This window comes from Streptomyces sp. NPDC003456 (genome assembly GCF_042878735.1).
GTDB lineage: Bacteria > Actinomycetota > Actinomycetes > Streptomycetales > Streptomycetaceae > Streptomyces.
Window position 1 is genome coordinate 106,213 of sequence record NZ_JBIAOK010000001.1, and the last position, 17,400, is coordinate 123,612.

The window sequence follows — 17,400 nt, forward strand, 5'->3', positions numbered from 1 at the left end:
AGCGCGACCCTCGCTGCCAGGCGCGTGACGCCGTCGGGTGCGACGGGGCCGGAAAGCGGCTGTACCCGGGACAGATGTGGTGCCGGACCATCGAATCGGGGCGAGCTAGAGCACGAGTGGACGCACCCTGGACGTCGTCACCGCAGGATCACGGGCAGGGAGACGAGCCCACGGACCATGCCAAGCCGCCAGCGGACCTCCTCGGCGGGCACGGCACGGCGTATGTCCGGGAAGCGGCGCAGCAGGGAGCCGAGGGCGATCTCGCCCTCCATGCGGGCCAGCCGCGCGCCGAGGCAGTAGTGGATGCCGTGTCCGAAGCCGAGGTGTCCGCCGGCGTCACGGGTGAGGTCGAGCCGGTCGGGGTCCGTGAACCGGGCCGGGTCCCGGTTGGCCGCGGCGACGGACAGCAGGACCAGTGCGCCGCGGGGGATGCGGACTCCGCCGAGGGTCACGTCCTCGGTCGCGTAGCGGGCGACGCCGGGGTTGGTGGGGCCGTCGTGGCGCAGCAGTTCGTCGACGGCGGTGCGGAGCAGCTCGGGCCGGTCCCGCAGCGCGGCCAACTGCTCGGGATGGTCGAACAGGGCGTTCATGCCGTTGCCGATGAGCTGGACCGTCGTCTCGTGCCCGGCGAGGAGGAGGGTCAGCGCCATGGCCGCCAGTTCCTCGTCGTCGAGCCTGTCGTCGTCCTCCTCGTGCACCGCGATCAGGTCGCTGAGCAGGTCGTCACCGGGGTTGTCGTGCTTCAGCGCGATCAGGCGCTCGGTGTAGGCGGTGAGCCAGGCGAAGGCCTGTGCCATGTCGGCCGCGGAGGCGTCGTCCCGGACGACCTGGAAGGCGGCGCCCGTCTTCTCGCGGAGCGCGTCGTGGTCCTCGGGGACGCCGAGCAGTTCGCAGATCACCCGGATGGGCAGGACGGACGCGTAGGCGCCGATGAGGTCGGCCTCGTCGTCCCCCTCGGCCATGGCGTCGAGGAGTTCGTCGGCGATCTGCTGCACGCGCGGGCGCAGTCCGTCGACACGTGTGGCGCTGAACGCCCGGACGACCAGTTTGCGCAGGCGGGTGTGGTCCGGCGGGTCGAGGTTCACCAGCGAGCGCCGTGTGGCGTCGTTGGCGCTCGTGATGGCGTCCGTGGTGGGCAGGCTCTCGTCGTTGGCCATGTGGTCGTTGGCCGCGCTGCTCAGCCGTGGGTCCGCCAGGCCGCTGCGGACGTCCTCGTGCCGGGTGACGAACCACCATTCCACCCCGTCCGGGAGCCGGACGGGGCGGGCGGGCCCTTCCTGCTGGAGGGCTCGCAGGGTGGGGAAGGGGTCGGTGAAGAACGCGGGCTGAATCGCGAAGTCCGTATCCGTCATGGCGGCAGGATGCCGGGCGACCGGTCGAGCACCGCTCGAGCGGTACCTGGGCCTCCGGATCCGTGCCGGCGGGTCAGTCGAGGTCGAGCCCCGACGCCTCCAGCAGCGCGTCGAGTTCGGCGTTGATCTCGTCGACGGACCGCTCCTCCCCGGTTTCGGTTTCGGCCGGGCCGGTCCAGCTCGGCAGGGCCGCCGGGTCGTGATCGGCCGCGGGGGCGGGGGCGGTGGCCGACGGCAGGTCCATGCGGGTCAGCACCAGGCGGGTGATGTGCTCGGGGGTCGGGTGGTCGAAGGCGAGGGTCGCGGGCAGCGACAGGCCGGTCTCCGCGGAGAGGCGGCGGCGCAGTTCGACCGCCATCAGCGAGTCCAGGCCCAAGTCCTTGAGCACCTGCTGCGGGACGAGTGTCCCGGTGCCGGACAGACCCAGCACCGTGGCGACCTCGCGCAGCACCAGGTCCGTGACCAGCTCCGTGCGCTGTTCCTCGGCCGTCGCGAGCAGCCGTTCGCGCATACCCTGCGCACCGCCCGGGCCGCCCGGGCCGTCACCGGAGCCGCCCGCCGCGCGGCGCAGCCGGGCCCGTACGAGCGCCCGGAACAGGGCGGGCGCCTCGCCTTGCCGGTCGGCTTCCCTCTGCACGGCCCGCAGGTCGAGCAGCACGGGCACGAAGTCGCCGGCCGGGCGGGCGAGGGCCGTGTCGAGCAGGGCCAGCCCCTGGTCGAAGGGCATCGGGGCGATGCCCTGGCGGCGCATCCGTTCCAGCTCGACCGTGCCCAGGTGGGAGGTCATGCCGACGCCTGCCTGGTGCCACAGGCCCCAGGCGAGGCTGGTGGCGGGGCGGCCCTGCGCGCGTCGCCGGGTGGCGAACGCGTCGAGGTAGGCGTTGGCGGAGCCGTAGACGCCCTGCCCCGCGGTGCCGAGGGTGCCGGCGGCGGAGGAGAACAGCACGAACGCCGCGAGGTCGAGGTCGCGGGTGAGTTCGTCCAGGTGGTGGACGCCCGTGACCTTGGGGGCCATCACGCGGGAGAGCCGCCGCGCGTCCTGGCCGAGGAGGACACCGTCGTCCAGGACCCCCGCGAGGTGCAGGACCGCAGTCCACGGGCGGCCCTGCGCAGCGTCACCGAGCACCTGCGCCACATCATCCCGCCGAGAGACATCACAGGCCACCACTCGCACGCATCGCGCACCTTCTTCCTCGAGTTCCCGGACGAGTTCCGTGACGCCTGGCGCGTCGGGCCCGCGCCGCGAGGTCAGCACCAGATGCCGTACGCCGTGGTGGCGCACCAGGTGCCGGGCGGTCTCGCGGCCCAGCTCGCCGGTGCCGCCGGTGATCAGCACCGCACCGTCGGGGTCGAGGCCCGGTACGGCGGTGTCGTCGTCGGGCGTGGCCCGGACCAGGCGGGCGGCCCTCACCTCGCCGTCGCGGACGGCCAGTTCGGGCTCGCCGGTGACCGCGAGAGCGCGGGCGAGCGCGTCGCGGTCGGCGTCGTCGGGGCCGAGGTCGACCAGGCGCAGCGTGCGCTCGGGATGTTCGGCGCGCGCAGACCTGACCAGACCCCACAAGGGCGCGTTGGGCAGTCCGTCGAGCGTGTCGCCGGCCGCGGCGGCCACGCTGCCGCGCGTCACCCACACCAGTTCCGTGTCCGTGAGCCGGTCGTCGGACAGCAGTTCCTGGAGCTGTGCCAGGGCGAACTCGGTGGCGCGGTAGGCGGCTTCGGGCTCGCTGTCGAACGGCGGCCGTCCGGTGGCGTCGACGACGATCCGGGCGGGCGCGTCCTGGTGCGCGGCGAGCCGCGCGGCCAGGGCCTCGCCGTCCGCGAGGGCCGGTACGCCCAGCAGCCCGGCGATCAGGCCCGTGCCCGTCAGCACGGCGTCCGCGACCGGTCCCCGCACCTCGGGGGCGGCGACCGGCCGGAACTCCAGGCGGTGCAGTGCGTCGGCGCCGCCGTGCGCGGTGCGCAGCTGCCCGGCCGTCGCCCGGCGCAGATGCAGCGCACCGATCCGTACGACGGGCCCGCCGGCCGCGTCGCAGGCCCACACCCGGATCCGCCGGCCGTTCGCCGCGCCGTCGGCTCCGTCGGACACGTCGATCCGTACGCGCAGTTCACCGCTGCCCGCCGCGTGCAGCGTGACGTCGCTCCACTCGAACGGCAGCAGCGCGCCCGGGGCCTCCTCCCGGGCGACGCCCTTCATGACGTGCAGGGCGGTGTCGAGCAGCGCCGGGTGGAGCAGGAACCCGGCGGCGGCGTCCTGGTCGGGCAGGCGCACGAGGCCGTAGGCGGTGTCGCCCTTGCGCCACAGCTCGGTCAGGCCGCGGAACACCGGCCCGTAGTCGATGCCCTGGGCGGCGAAGCGGTCGTAGAAACCGTCGAGTTCGACCCGTTCGGCTCCCGGCACCGGCCACTGCGCCAGTTCACCGAACACCGGGGTGTCCGGCTCGGCGGTGGTGTCGGCCAGTTCGCCGGACGCGTGCTGCGTCCATGCGGCGGGCGCGGTCTCCGGGCTGCTGTGGACGGCGATCGTCCGGCGGCCCGTGGCGTCCGGCGCGCCGACGGTGATCTGGATCCGTACGGCGTCGTCGATCACCAGCGGTTCGGCCAGGGTCAGCTGGGCGACGCCGGCCGCCCCGGCCTCGTGCGCCGCGGCGGTGGCCAGCTCCAGCAGACCGGTGCCGGGCACGATGACCGACCCGAAGACCGTGTGGTCCGCGAGCCAGGGCTGCTCGGCGAGCGACAGCCGGCCGGTGATCAGGTGGCCCTCGCCGCCGGCGAGCGGTGTCACCGCGCCGATCCACGGGTGTGCGGAGGCGTCGAGACCGAGCGACCCGGCGTCCCCGTGCGTCCCGGGTACGTCGGACCAGTACCGCTCCCCCTGGAAGGCGTAGGTCGGCAGCTGCACGACGGTGCCGGCGCCCAGCACCCGGTCCCAGTCGACGGTGTGGCCCTGGACGTGCAGCAGACCCAGGTTGTGCAGCAGGCGCGCGACGCCACCCGACCGCCGGCTGAGGGAGCCGACGACGATGCCGCCGCGCTCTGCGCTGCCGTCGGTGAGCGGCATCGACAGGACGGGATGGGCGGAGATCTCGACGAAGACGGTGTGGCCGTCGTCGAGGAGCTCGGTGAGAGCGCGGTCGAAGCGGACCGGCTCCCGCAGATTGCGGCACCAGTACGTGCCGTCCAGCTCCGTGCCCGTGGCGGCTGCGCCGGTCACGGTGGAGTAGAAGGCGATCTCCGCTGCCTGCGGGGTGAGGTCCCGGAACCGGGCGGCCAGATCCGGCAGGAGCGGGTCCATCTGCGCGTTGTGGGACGCGTAGTCCACATTGATCCTGCGGGCGTAGACGTCCCGCGCGCCCAGCTCCGCCACGATCCGCGCGATGGCGTCCGCCTGACCGGAGATCACCGTCGAACCGGCCGTGTTGACCGCCGCGACAGACAGCGCGTCGCCGTAAGGGGCGAGGAACTCCCCCACCTGCGCCGGCGGACGCTCGATCAGCGCCATGCCCCCCTGACCCGCGCAGGCCAGAACCGCCTTCGAACGCGCCGCGACGATCTGCGCACCCTGCTCGACGGTGAGCGCCCCGCTGACGACGGCGGCGACCACCTCGCCCTGCGAGTGACCCACCACAGCGGCCGGCTCCACACCCAGCGAGCGCCACAGCGCCGACAGGGCCACACCCATCGCGAACAGCGCCGGCTGAACCACGTCGACCCGGTCGAACGGCGGGTGATCACCCTCCTCACCGGCCAGCACCTCCCGCACCGACCAGCCCGTGAACGGCCGCAAAGCCGCATCACACACCTCGACCGTCTCCCGGAACACCGCACTGGAGTCCAGCAGTTCGCGGCCCATGCCGACCCACTGCGAACCCTGGCCCGGATAGACGAACACCACCTTCCCGCGCCGCTGCGCGGTACCCGTCACCACCGCGTCATGCGCCTCACCGGCCGCCAGCGCCCGCAGCGCCTCCACCAGCTCGGGCGTGCCGGCGGCGACCACACTCGCCCGTGACTCGAAGTGCGTGCGGTGCCGGGCGGCGGTGACGGCGACATCGGCCAGAGCCACATCGCGGTGAGCGGTCAGCCACGACGCCCAGCGCCCCGCCTGCTCCCGCACCGCGGCCTCGTCACGACCCGACACCACCACCGGCACCGGACCCGCCGCCTCTTCAGCCACCGGCTCGACGGAGGCGGAGACGGGCGGCTCCTCCACGATCACATGCGCGTTGGTGCCACTCAGACCGAACGACGACACACCCGCACGACGCGGACGCGACACGTCCCGCCGCCATGGTTCGAGGGTGTCGACGACGCGGACCGGGAGGTCGTCCCAGGCGATGTTCGGGTTGCGCGGGCTGCTGTGGAGGGTCGCGGGCAGCGCGTCGTGGCGGAAGGAGGCGAGGACCTTGCAGACGCCCGCGATGCCGGCCGCCGACTCCAGGTGGCCGATGACGCTCTTGGCCGTGCCGAGACCGAGTTCGCGGCCCGGCTCGCGGCCTTCGCCGTAGACGGCGGCCAGGGCCTGCACCTCGATGGGGTCGCCGAGGGACGTGCCGGTGCCGTGGCACTCGACGTAGTCGACGTCGGCGGAGGTGAGTCCGGCCGAGGCCAGGGCGGTGCGGATGACCTTCTGCTGAGAGGAGCCGTTGGGGGCGGTGATCCCGCTGCTGGCTCCGTCGTGGTTGACGGCGGTCGCCCGGATCACACCCAGCACGGTGCGGTTGTGGGCGACGGCGTCGGACAGCCGCATCAGCGCGATCATGCCGACGCCCTCGCCGCGTCCGTAGCCGTCGGCCTCGGCGGAGAACGTCTTGCTGCGGCCGTCGGGTGCGAGCGCGTGGGAGCGGCTGAGCGCCACGAACGCGTCCGGGTCCGCGAGCACCTGCACACCGCCGGCGAGGGCCAGTTCGCAGGTGTCGGAGCGCAGTGCCTCGCAGGCGAGGTGAAGGGCGACGAGGGAGGAGGAGCAGGCGGTGTCGACGGACAGCGCCGGTCCCTGGAGGCCCAGGTGGTAGGAGAGCCGGCCGGCGTTGAAGCTGGGCAGGGTGCCGGTCAGGGTGTAGGTGTCGGCGGTGCCGCCCTGCCGGTGCTTGCCGTACTCGCCGACGCCCGCGCCGACGAAGACGCCGGTGGTGCCGTCGCGCAGGTCGCGCGGGCGGATGCCGGCGTTCTCCAGGCAGTTCCAGGCGCTCTCCAGCAGCAGCCGGTGCTGCGGGTCCATCGGTTCGGCCTCGCGGGGGCTGATGCCGAAGAAGGCGGCGTCGAAGTGGGCCACGTCGCCGAGGAAGGAGCCGTGGCGGGTGTAGGTGCGCCCGTCGGCGTCGGGGTCGGGGTCGTAGTAGGCGTCGACGTCGAAGCGGTCGGCGGGCACGGTGGTGACCGTGTCGCGTCCCTCGGCGAGGACCTGCCAGAGGCTGTCGAGGTCGTGGGCGTCACCGGGCATGCGCAGGCCGACGCCGACGATCGCCACGGGTTCGCCGGCCGGGCGGCGGGTGCCGGCGGGGGCCGCCGGGGCGTCCTGCGGGGTGGGGGCGAGCTCGGAGAGCAGCCAGCGGGTGGCGGCGGCCAGGTCGGGGTGGTCGAAGACGAGGGTCTTCGGGGTGGGCACGCCGGTGCGCTGCTGGACGCGGACACTGAAGTCGACGGACATCATCGAGTCGAACCCGAGATCCTTGAAGCCGCGTTCGGGATCGAGGCTTGCGGGGTCCTGCACGCCGAGGACGGCGGCGGCCTCGACCGCCAGCAGGCGTCGCACGTGGTCGGCGCGCGCCTCCTCGGGCAGGTCGAGGAGGGCCGCCCGCAGGGGCGTGCCGGTGTCGGCGGGTGCGGCGTCCGCGAGCGCGCGGGCGGCCTCGGGGACGGTGCGCAGGAAGGGGCGGTCGCGCCCTTCGCCGTAGGCGGTGGCGGCGCGGGCCCAGTCGATGCCGGCGACGAGGACGGCGGGGCCCCGGTCGAGTACGGCGTCCAGGGCGTCCAGCGCGTGCGCGGCGGGCATGGGTTCGAGGCCGATGCGGCGCAGCTGGGTCTCGGCGGCGCCGTGCGTCATGCCGCCGTCCGCCCAGGGGCCCCAGGCGACGGAGACGGCGGGCAGGCCGGCCGCGCGGCGGCGGGCGGCGAGCGCGTCGAGGGCGGAGTTGGCGGCGGCGTAGTTGGCCTGGCCGACGTTGCCGAGGACGCCGACGACGGAGGAGTACAGCACGAACGCGTCGAGGTCGAGGTCGCGGGTGAGTTCGTCCAGGTGGAGTGCCGCGGTGAGCTTGGGTGCGGCGGCCGCGGCGAGGGACTCGGCGTCCTGGCCGTCCAGCAGCCGGTCGTCGAGCAGGCCCGCGGTGTGGAAGACGGCGCGCAGCGGGGTGCCGTCCGTCTTGAGCGTGCCGACCAGGGCGGCGAGCTGCTGCCGGTCGGTGACGTCGCAGGTGGCGAGGGTGACGCGGGCGCCGAGGGCTTCGAGGCCGGCGGTGAGTTCGGCGGCACCGTCGGCGGCGGGGCCGCGCCGGGAGGCGAGGACGAGGTGCTCGGCGCCCCGTTCGGCGAGGCGGCGGGCGAGGTGTGCGGCGAGGGCTCCGCTGCCGCCGGTGACGAGGACGGTGCCGCGCGGGGTGAAGGGGCGGGCCTGCGCGGCGGGGTCGGCGCGGCGGAGCCTGCGGGCCAGGCGTCCGGAGGGGCGCAGGGCGACGTGTTCCTCGGCGGTGGGCGTGCCGTGCGCGGCGAGGGTGGCGAACAGTTGGCGCCGCTCGCTGTCGCCGGGGTCGGCGGGAAGGTCGATCAGTCCGCCCCAGCGGGCGGCGTGTTCGAGGGCGACGACATGGCCGAGGCCCCAGATCCGGGCCTGGGCGGGGTCGGGTGCCGGGTCGGCGGCGTGCGCGGCGACAGCTGCCTCGGTGAGGAACCACAGCGGGGCCCGTACGGCGGTGTCCGCCAGGGCCTGCACGAGGGTGAGGCCGTGCACGGCGGCCTCGGTCCCGTCCGTGTCCGGGCCGGCGACGGCGAGGACGCCGCTGAGGGTGTCCTCGCCGAGGGCCGCGGTCAGGGCGGCGATCAGCGCGGCGCAGGCGGGCCGGTCGGTGCCGGTGGTCAGGACGTGGGGGTGGGCTCCGGCAGCCGCGAGGGTGGCGGCGAGGCGTTCGGCGCGGGCGGAGGCGGTCGCGGAGGCGGCGATCAGCCAGTGTCCGTGCAGGGTGGGCGCGGTGCGCGCGACGGCGGAGGGCTCCCACGTCTCCTCGTAGATCCAGTCGGCGATGCGGCCCGCGCGGGTCTGTTGTGCGCGCCAGGCGGCCAGGTGGGGCAGGACGGCGGCGATCGCGTCGGCGTCGGCCGCGCCGAGGAGTTCGGACAGTCTGCCGGCCTCCCCGCTGCCGACGGCGTCCCAGAAGGCGTCCTCGGCACGGGAGTGCTGCCGGGCACCGGAGCGCGCGTCGCGGGTGTTCTCCAGCCAGTGGTGCTCGCGCTGGAAGGCGTAGGTCGGCAGGGCCGTGGGCCGGCCTCCGGCCAGGACGCGGTCGAAGGCGAGGTCCTCGCCCGCGACGTGCAGGGCGGCGAGAGCGTGGATCAGGGTGCGGACCTCGTCGGCGGATTCGGTGCCGCGCGGGGAGCGCTGGGAGGCGACGAACACCGCTTCCCGCTCGACGCATCCGGCGCCCATCGCGGACAGCACGGCCGCCGGGCCGCACTCCAGGTAGCGCGCCGTGCCGGAGGCTTCGAGCGTGCGCACGGCGTCCAGGAACCGCACCGGCTCGCGGACCTGGCGCACCCAGTAGGCCGGGTCGGCCAGTTCCCCGGCCGCGACCCGGTCGCCGGTCACCGTCGACACGAGCGGGATCGTGGGCTCACCGAACGCGCAGGAGGCGGCGACCTGTTCGTAGGCGGTGAGCATCGCGTCCATGTGCGGGGAGTGGAAGGCGTGCGAGACCACCAGCTCCCGTGTCCGGCGTCCGGCCGCGGCGAAGTGTGCGACCACCGTCTGCACGGCCGCGCGGTCGCCGCTGACGACGGTCTGCGTGGGGGTGTTGAGCCCGGCGACCGAGACGCGGCCCCCGACCGAGGCCAGTACCCCGGCCACCTCCTGTTCCGGTGCCTCCACGGACGCCATCGCGCCGCCCGCCTCGCACGCCTGCATCAGCCGGCCGCGCGCCGATACCAGCCGCGCCGCGTCGGCCAGATCCAGTACACCGGCCACGTGCGCGGCCGCCAGCTCGCCCACCGAGTGCCCCGCCACCGCGGCGGGCGCGATCCCCCAGGCCCGCCACAGCCGGAACAGCGCCACCTCCACCGCGAACAGCCCGGGCTGGGCGAACTCCGTCTGGTGCACCAGCTCCGCGTCCGCGCTGTCCGCGGCCGCGAACAGCACCGCCGTCAACGGCACCCGCAGATGGGGGTCGAGCGCGGCGGCCACCTCGTCGAACGCCTGCCGGAACTCCGGGAACGCCGCGTACAGGGCACGGCCCATGCCGAGACGCTGACTGCCCTGGCCGGTGAACAGCACGGCCAGGCCGCCGCCGACCGCGGCGCCCTCGACGACGTCCGGGTGGGCCCGGTCGCCGGCCAGTGCCCGCAGCGCCTCGACGGCCCCGGCGGCGGACCCGGCGGTGATGCCGGCCCGGTGCTCGAAGTGGGTGCGGTGGTGGGCGGCGGTGTAGGCGGCGTCGAGGAGATCGCCCTCGGCGGCGCCCTCCAGGTGGTCGGCGAGCAGGGCGGCGTTCGCGGCGCGGGCCTGTGCGGTCTTGCCGGACACCGTCAGGAGGAGGGGCGAGCGGCGGGCGGTGCGCTCCTGGCGGCCGTGCACGGCGTCCCAGTCGACGTCGTGTCCGTCGCACCACAGGCGTGCGGCGAGTTCCTCCAGGCCGCGGCGGGCGCCGAGGTCGCGGCGGCCGGTGGCGAGGGCCGAGGAGCGGGTGTCGCCGAGGTCGGCGAAGGTCCGCTGGACGGAGTGGCGGGCGACGGGGTGCGGGGCGATCTCGACGACGCGCAGTCCGCGGGTGGCGGCGGGACGGGCGAGGGTGAGGGCGGTCACCGACTCGGCCAGCAGCATCGGTTCACACATGTTGCGGGCCCAGTAGGCGGCGTCCAGGGCGGTGCCGTCGACGTGGTCGGCGAACACGGTGGAGAAGAAGGGGACGGAGGTGGTGCGGGCGCGTACCGTGCCGAGGCGGCGCAGGAGTTCGGGGGCGAGGTCGCGCAGGGTGTCGCTGTGGGAGGCGTAGTCGATGTCGACGCGCAGGGTCCGGGTGCCGCGCTCGGCGAGGTCGCGTTCGAGTGCGGCGACGGCGTCCAGGGATCCGGACAGGCAGACCTGCCCGGGGGCGAGGTGGCCGGCGACGCTGATGCCGCGGGTGGGGTCGGCCGCGAGTTCGGCGGCCTCGTCGACGCCGAGGTCGCAGACGGTGAGGGCGCCGAGGCCGCAGGCGCGTTCGGCGATCAGCGCGGACCAGGTGGTGATCAGGCGGGCGCCCTCGTCCAGGTCGAGGGCGCCGGCGACGACGGCCGCGGCGACCTCGCCGACGCTCTGTCCGAGCACGGTGTCGGGTTCCAGGCCCCAGGCGGTCAGGGTGCGGGCCAGGGCGATCTGCACGGAGAACAGCACGGGCTGGACGACGTCGGTGCGGTGCAGCCGGGAGCGGGTGCGGCCGGCGAGGAGTTCCTCGGTGACGGACCAGCCGGCGTACCGGCCCACGGCGGTGTCGCAGGCGTCCAGGGCGGCGCGGAAGGCGGGTTCGGTGAGGAGGTCGCGGCCCATGCCGAGCCACTGCGAGCCGTGGCCGGAGAAGAGGAAGGCGAGCGGGGGACGCTCGCCGGTGCGGACGGGGCCCGCGAGGAGTTCCGCGGTGGTGCCGGACACGGCGGCGACGGCCCGGTGCTCGCCCGGCTCGGGTGCGGGGGTTCCGCCGGACGCGGCGGTGACGCCGGTGAGGGCGGTGACGCTGTCGTGGAGGACCTGTTCGCTGCCGGCGGTGAGTGGCCGCAGGGTACGGCGCCGGTCGGGGGCCTCCTCCAGGGCGACGTGGGCGTTGGTGCCACCGAAGCCGAAGCCGCTGACGCCGGCGTAGCGGCGGGGGGCGGCGGGCCAGGGCTGGTGCTCGGCGACCACGCTCAGGCGGTTGCGTGCGAAGTCGATGTGCGGGTTCGGTTCGTCGAAGTGCAGGCTGGCGGGGAGTTCGCCGTGGTGGAGGGCGAGGGCGGTCTTGAGCAGGCCGACGACGCCGGCGGCGGGCTCTAGGTGCCCGAAGTTGGTCTTGGCGGAGCCCAGGCGCAGGTCCTCGGTGCGGCCTTCGGCGAAGACGGTGCCGAGCGCCTCCGCCTCGACGGGGTCGCCGAGGAGGGTGCCGGTGCCGTGCGCCTCGACGTAGGAGACGTCGCGGGGGTCCACTCCGGCGTCCTGCCAGGCGGCGCGCACGACGTCGGCCTGGGCCTGCGGATTGGGGGCGGTCAGGCCGTTGGAGGCGCCGTCGTTGTTGACGGCGGTGCCGCGGATGACGGCGTAGACGCGGTCGCCGGCGGCGAGGGCGTCGGACAGGCGGCGCAGGACGACGACGCCGGCGCCCTCGCCGCGCACGTATCCGGCGGCGCCCGCGTCGAAGGCGCGGCACTGGCCGTCGGGGTTCATGCCGCCGAACTTGGTCATGGCGACGGTGGTGTGCGGGTGCAGCATCACGTTGACGCCGCCGGCGAGGGCGAGGTCGCTCTCGCCGCGGCGCAGGCTCTGCACGGCGAGGTGGGTGGCGGTGAGGGAGGAGCTGCACGCGGTGGCGACGGCCATCACCGGCCCCTGGAGGCCGAGGGTGTAGGCGATGCGGGCGGGGATGACGGAGTTGTCCCAGCCGACGGCGGAGTGGGTGCCGATGGCGTCCGGGTCGGCGCCGGTGGCCAGGTGGTACTCCTGCGCCATCGCGCCGAGGAACACACCGGTGCGGCTGCCGGACAGGGAGCCGGGCACGATCCGGGCGTCCTCCAGGGCGGCCCAGGCGACCTCGAGCGCCATGCGCTGCTGGGGGTCCATGTGCCGGGCCTCGGCCGGGGAGATGCGGAACAGTTCGGCGTCGAAGCGGGAGACGTCGTCGAGGAAGCCGCCCCAGCGGGTGTTCATCCTGCCGGGCGCGCGGGGGTCGGGGTCCAGCCACTCCTGGACGTTCCAGCGGTCGGCGGGCACCTCGCGGACCGCGTCCAGGCCGTCGGTGAGGGCCTGCCAGAGCTGTTCGGGGGTGTCGACGCCGCCGGGCAGGCGGCAGCCGAGGCCGACGACGGCGATCGGTTCGCCGTCCTCGGCGCGGACCGGGGCCCCGGGGGAGACGGGGAGGGGGGCGGTGCCGGCCAGATGGGCGGCGAGGGCGGCGATGGTCGGGTACTGCCACACCACCCCGCCGGGTACGGGCCTGTCCAGGTGCTGCGCGAGGGCGGCGACGAGGGACACGATCCGCATGGAGTCCAGCCCGAGGTCGCGCAGGGGCCGGCCGGTGTCGACGGACTCGGGCGTGACGTCCAGCAGGGCCGCGACCGATGTCCGCAGGAAGGCGGTGACGTCCTCGGCGGAGGTCGTCCGGCCGGCGCCGCTGTTCACCTGGGCATAGCTCATCTGCTCATCCTCGAAGCTCGTGGGAAGCGAACGACCGGTGCCCGAGGCGGGCTGGGGGGCGCGGGTGCTGCACGGCGCCTGTCCCAGCCTCGGCACGCCCTCTCGAGCCCGGGTCGAGACGGGATCCATCCGTGCGGACCCGGCAGCGGAGCGGCGCGGTTCTTCCCGCGGCGGTCCGCGGCCGGCCGGTGACGGGCGCGGGCGCACCCGCGGTGAAGCAGTCCCTGGGGTGCGCCCGTGCGTGGTGTCAGCCGGCCGGGGCGGGGTTCACCGCCGTCCCCGGGGCTCCCGGCCGGCGGGAGCGGGGGCGGTGCTCGGTGTGCCGCTGCCCTGCTCGGGGCTGAGCGGACCGGTGCCGCCGTACGCCTTGCGCTGCTGCGGCGTCAGGGTGCGGGAGCCGGCGATGGCCGAGTAGACGCTCACGGACTGCGTGGGGATGCGCTCCATGGTCGTGCGGTCGACCTCGTACAGGCCGAAGCGGGCCGTGTAGCCCGAGAGCCACTCGAAGTTGTCGAGCAGGCTCCAGTGGTAGTAGCCGCGCACGTCGGCCCCGGCGGCGCGGGCCGCGGCGATCTGTTCCAGTGTGCGCACGATGTGCTCGGTGCGGCGCACGGGGTTCTCGGTGGCGATCCCGGACTCGCTCACCAGCAGTGGGATGCCGGGGTAGCGCTTGGAGTACTCCTTCAGCACGCCCGTCATGCCCTGCAGCGAGCCCTCGTAGCCCATGGCGGGCACGAAGTACGACGGGTCGCGGTAGGGGAGGCACGGCGCGGTGGTGCACAGGTCGACGCCGATCACCGGGTACGTCTGGCCGGTGCCGGTGCCGCCCTTGGCGGAGACGCCGATACGGGCGTAGAGCTGCGGGCCCAGCCAGTCGAGGGTGCCCTTCCACTCGGGGTGGCGTTCGTCGGGCTTGCCGTCCAGGTCGCTGTCGAACGTGCCGTCCCGCAGGGCGTCGACGAACCCGAAGTCGAGGTACTGGCGGTAGTGGTCGCGGGCCTCGATGTCGCGGGGGTCGTCGCTCGGTCTGCCGTCGCGGATGGGCACGTACTCCTGGGCGCCCACCGTCAGGCCCACGCTCGAGGCGGCGCCGTCCCGGTCGGCGTCGACCCGGTCGTACTTCTTCACGGCCCGGTACATCGCCACGTGCGCCTGGAGGTAGCCGCGCTGGGCCGCGGTGAACCTGGGCAGGCCGGCCGGGTTCAGGTTGGCCTTGCCGGGCGGGCCGGCGCCGAATGCGTGGGCGAAGGTCATGTAGACCATCGGTTCGTTGACCGTCACCCACTCGTCGACGCGGTCGCCGAAGCGCCGGGCGAGCAGTGCGGCGAACTCGGCCATCTCGGACACGACGAGCCTGCCGCCCTGCGGGTGGTCCAGCCCGCACAGGTTGGTGTCGCTCGGGCCGTTCGCACAGGCGGCGTCGCGCGGGTCGTCGACCCACACCGGGTTGGCGAAGTGGTGCAGCGTCACCATGGGGCGGATGCCCTTGGCCGCGAGTGCGTCGAGCTGCTTGCCGTAGTGGTCGAGGGCCGCCTCGTCGATCTTGTCCCGTTCGGGTTCGATCCTGGACCACTCGATGCTGAAGCGGTAGGAGTCGACGTTCAGGTCGTCGACCAGGTCCACGTCCTGGACCGCCCGCGTGTAACCGCCGACGCCCTCGCCCACGAACGGGCTCTTGCCCAGGCCCTCGGGGGCCGGCCTGGTCCACAGGTACCAGTCGTTGTTGGTGTTCCGGTCCTCGATCTGCGTGGCCGAGCTCGACACCCCGAAGCGGAAGCTTCCCTTGCCCGAGGGCTGCGAGAGCGAACCGATGCCCGGGAAGGCGATGCGCCCGCGGCCCGCGGCGCCGTCCTCCGGAGCGGGCGAGCCCTGCGCTCCCACGGGTGTGAGGGCGACGGCCAGCGCGGCAGCCGCCACGGTCATGCCTATCAGTCGTTTCACGGTGTCTTCCTCGTTGCGGAGACGATGGTCGTCGGGGCCTGCCGCCGGTCCTGCCCGACCCGGCCGGGCGCATGCGACAGCGGCCGTGCCGCCCTCTCGGGCCGGCACGGCCGCTGCGAACACGCACCCTTGTCGGGCCGGCGGCGGGCGAAGCACGCGAGATGCTGTCCCGCAACTCTCCCCGGGTCCGCTCGAGGTCCGCTGGAGCTCAGTCGGTGCGGCGGGCGGCCAGGTACTCCTCCACGGCGTCCGCGGCCAGGGCCGGGCCGTCGACCTCGCGCATGCGCCGGCCCATGTCCTTGGTGCGCTCGGCGACCGCCTGGTCCGCGGCGACCTCCTCCACGCTCTTGCGCAGCGACTCGGCCGTGAAGTCCTCACGCGGCAGGAGCCGGCCGAAGCCGAGCTCGTCGACCCGCATACCGTTGGCGCGCTGCTCGCTCATCTGCGGGATGACGATCATCGGCACGCCGTTGTAGAGGGACTCCATGACGCTGTTCATGCCGCCGTGGGTGACGAACAGCGAGGCGCGCTTCAGCACGTCCAGCTGCGGGAAGCTGCGGCGCACGTCGAAGTTGCCCGGCAGTGTGCCGAGTTCGGCCGGGTCGAGGGTGTCACCCACCGACAGCAGCACCTGCCAGTCGCTGCCGCCGAACGCCTCCAGGCTGGTGTGGAAGAACTCCGGCCAGCCCGTCGCGGCGGTGCCGAGGGACAGGTAGAGGACCGGGCGGTCCTCGGACTCCGGCCGCCATGTCCCCTGGAACGCCGACCGGTCGCCCAGACAGGGGCCCGCGAAGACGAAGCGCTCGTCGAAGGTGTCCCCGTCGTAGTGGAAGTCCCTCGGCAGGAAGATGATGCCGAGGCCGGCCGGCTCCATGAGGAACTCCATGGCCGTCTTCCCGGGGAACCCGAGCTCCGGCAGCATCCCCTCCAGCTTGGCGATCATCTCCATGACCTTGGGGTCGGTCATCTCGGCCATGGGGAACTTGGCCTGGATGGAGAAGTGCTCGTTGAACCCGTACGACGGGAACAGCCGCACCAGCGGGATGTCGTGCTGTGCGGCGTAGAAGCGGGCCCCCCACGCCATGAAGTCGTGGAGGATCACGTCGGGGCGGTTCTCGCCGTAGAAGCCCTCGACCTGGGCGGCCAGAGAGGTCGCCTCCTCCAGCGTGCGCAACCCCTCGCCCGAGATCGCCTCGGGGGTGAACGGGTTGGTGTAGTACTCCCCGAAGACCGAGGTGTAACGAACCGGTTCCGCACCCACTGCCTCGATGGCCGGGGCGAACCGGTCCGTGGTCGTGCACGAGACCCGGTGGCCGCGCCGCACGAGTTCCGCCACGACCCCCAATGTCGGGTTCAGATGCCCAAATGCAGGGAAATTAAAGAATGCGACGTGGGAGGTCATGACAACACCTTCTTCGGGCTCGCAGAATTTGCGCTCACGGCGATCCGGAACTGTACCAGCGGCGCCGTGCCGGCGCTCCGCGTTCTCGAGCGCGACGGTTCAGAACGGGACCGTCATCCCCAGGGCTCCACGCAGACTTCCCAGCTGACCGCCGTGGTAGGCGTCGTGCATCTGCACCAGCGACAGCGCGGACCCGAGCTTGGCTAGACGAGTCTTCCAGTAATCGTCAAGCGGGGCTTGAATCTCGACGGGAGTCGCGCGGTGCAGATCCTCGGCGCTCAGCGTGCCGACCAGTTCGCGCAGCCGCCGGTGGATCTGCTTGTACAGGCCGAGCATCTCCGCCAGTGACGGGGCGTCCTCCCAGTCGACCTGATCGCAGTCGCCCGCCCACTTTTCGTAGAATTCCAGGGAAAGGGCTATTCCACCTTCCTGATAAAGACCCGACACATAGTCCTTGGAGCACATCAGGTGCCCGAGGAACCACAGGGCGGGCATATGCCCGGGCGGCGCAGTGCGGGCGCTTTCCTCGTCGAATCCGTCGATGAGTTGCAGGATCATCTCGTAGGCCAGGTCGAATTCCTGCAGCAGATGGGCGCCGAGGGCGTCCGTGCCGGGCTCCGCGGGGGCGATCGTCATGTCCTCTTCCTCTTCCTCTGTTCGGCGAGCCTGGCCCGTACCTCATCGAAGGTGGGCAGGACGGGCGAACTGCTCACCCATCGCGTGCCCTCCCACGCATAGGCCAGGTTCTTCGTCTTGCGCACCGCGTTCATGTGGCCCTCGGACGTCAGGAACGCCTGCAACGACTCCTCGTCCGTCCACACCGCGAGCGCACGCGAACTCATCCAGCACTTCTCGGAGATGGCGAACGTCGCGGCGAGCAGGCCCTCGCAGCGCCACAGTTCCTCAAGGAGCACCCGGTTGAGGTCGGTGGCCACCTCGATCGCGCCGGGCTTGGGCCAGCCTCCGGACGTGGCCACCACATAGGTGGACGGCAGGGGCTCCTTCAGGGCGCCCGTGGCGGGGTCGATGGCCGGCCCGGTCCAGGGGACGACGATCTCCAGGTCCGCCTCGTCGCAGGCGGCGAACTCCTCGACGGTGGCCGGCACGGGACGGGCCGCCGGGCCGACGCCGGTCTCCACGGTCAT

At 73.7% G+C, this 17,400-nt stretch carries 6 protein-coding genes; all 6 read right to left on the minus strand.

All coding sequences use genetic code 11. The features are described from left to right. Positions 1–137 precede the first annotated feature (137 nt). The 6 genes from ACFYWG_RS00230 to ACFYWG_RS00255 all read right to left on the minus strand — a co-directional run bounded on the left by ACFYWG_RS00230 (position 138) and on the right by ACFYWG_RS00255 (position 17,400). Positions 138–1,352: a cytochrome P450 gene (locus ACFYWG_RS00230; RefSeq protein ID WP_389198161.1), complete on the minus strand. Its 1,215-nt coding sequence runs from the start codon at positions 1,350–1,352 to the stop codon at positions 138–140. Positions 1,353–1,425: 73 nt separating this feature from the next. Further along, entirely contained in the window at positions 1,426–12,912 is an 11,487-nt protein-coding gene (locus tag ACFYWG_RS00235; protein WP_389198163.1) for an SDR family NAD(P)-dependent oxidoreductase, read from the minus strand. Positions 12,913–13,179: 267 nt separating this feature from the next. After that, the gene (locus ACFYWG_RS00240) at positions 13,180–14,853 is read right to left on the minus strand and encodes a glycoside hydrolase family 1 protein (protein ID WP_389198165.1); all 1,674 of its coding nucleotides are present in this window, start codon (positions 14,851–14,853) and stop codon (positions 13,180–13,182) included. A 208-nt stretch (positions 14,854–15,061) separates the two neighbouring features. Beyond that, positions 15,062–16,255 carry a macrolide family glycosyltransferase gene (locus ACFYWG_RS00245; protein WP_389198167.1) on the minus strand — a complete coding sequence of 398 codons (1,194 nt, stop codon included), beginning with the start codon at positions 16,253–16,255 and terminating at the stop codon, positions 15,062–15,064. 99 nt (positions 16,256–16,354) lie between these two features. Continuing rightward, positions 16,355–16,891 (minus strand): DinB family protein, encoded by a 537-nt coding sequence (locus tag ACFYWG_RS00250; RefSeq protein WP_389198169.1) that lies wholly within the window; start codon positions 16,889–16,891, stop codon positions 16,355–16,357. Then, on the minus strand, positions 16,888–17,400 hold the full coding sequence (locus ACFYWG_RS00255) for a hypothetical protein (protein WP_389198171.1): 513 nt from the start codon (positions 17,398–17,400) through the stop codon (positions 16,888–16,890). Before ACFYWG_RS00255 ends, ACFYWG_RS00250 begins: the two co-directional genes overlap by 4 nt.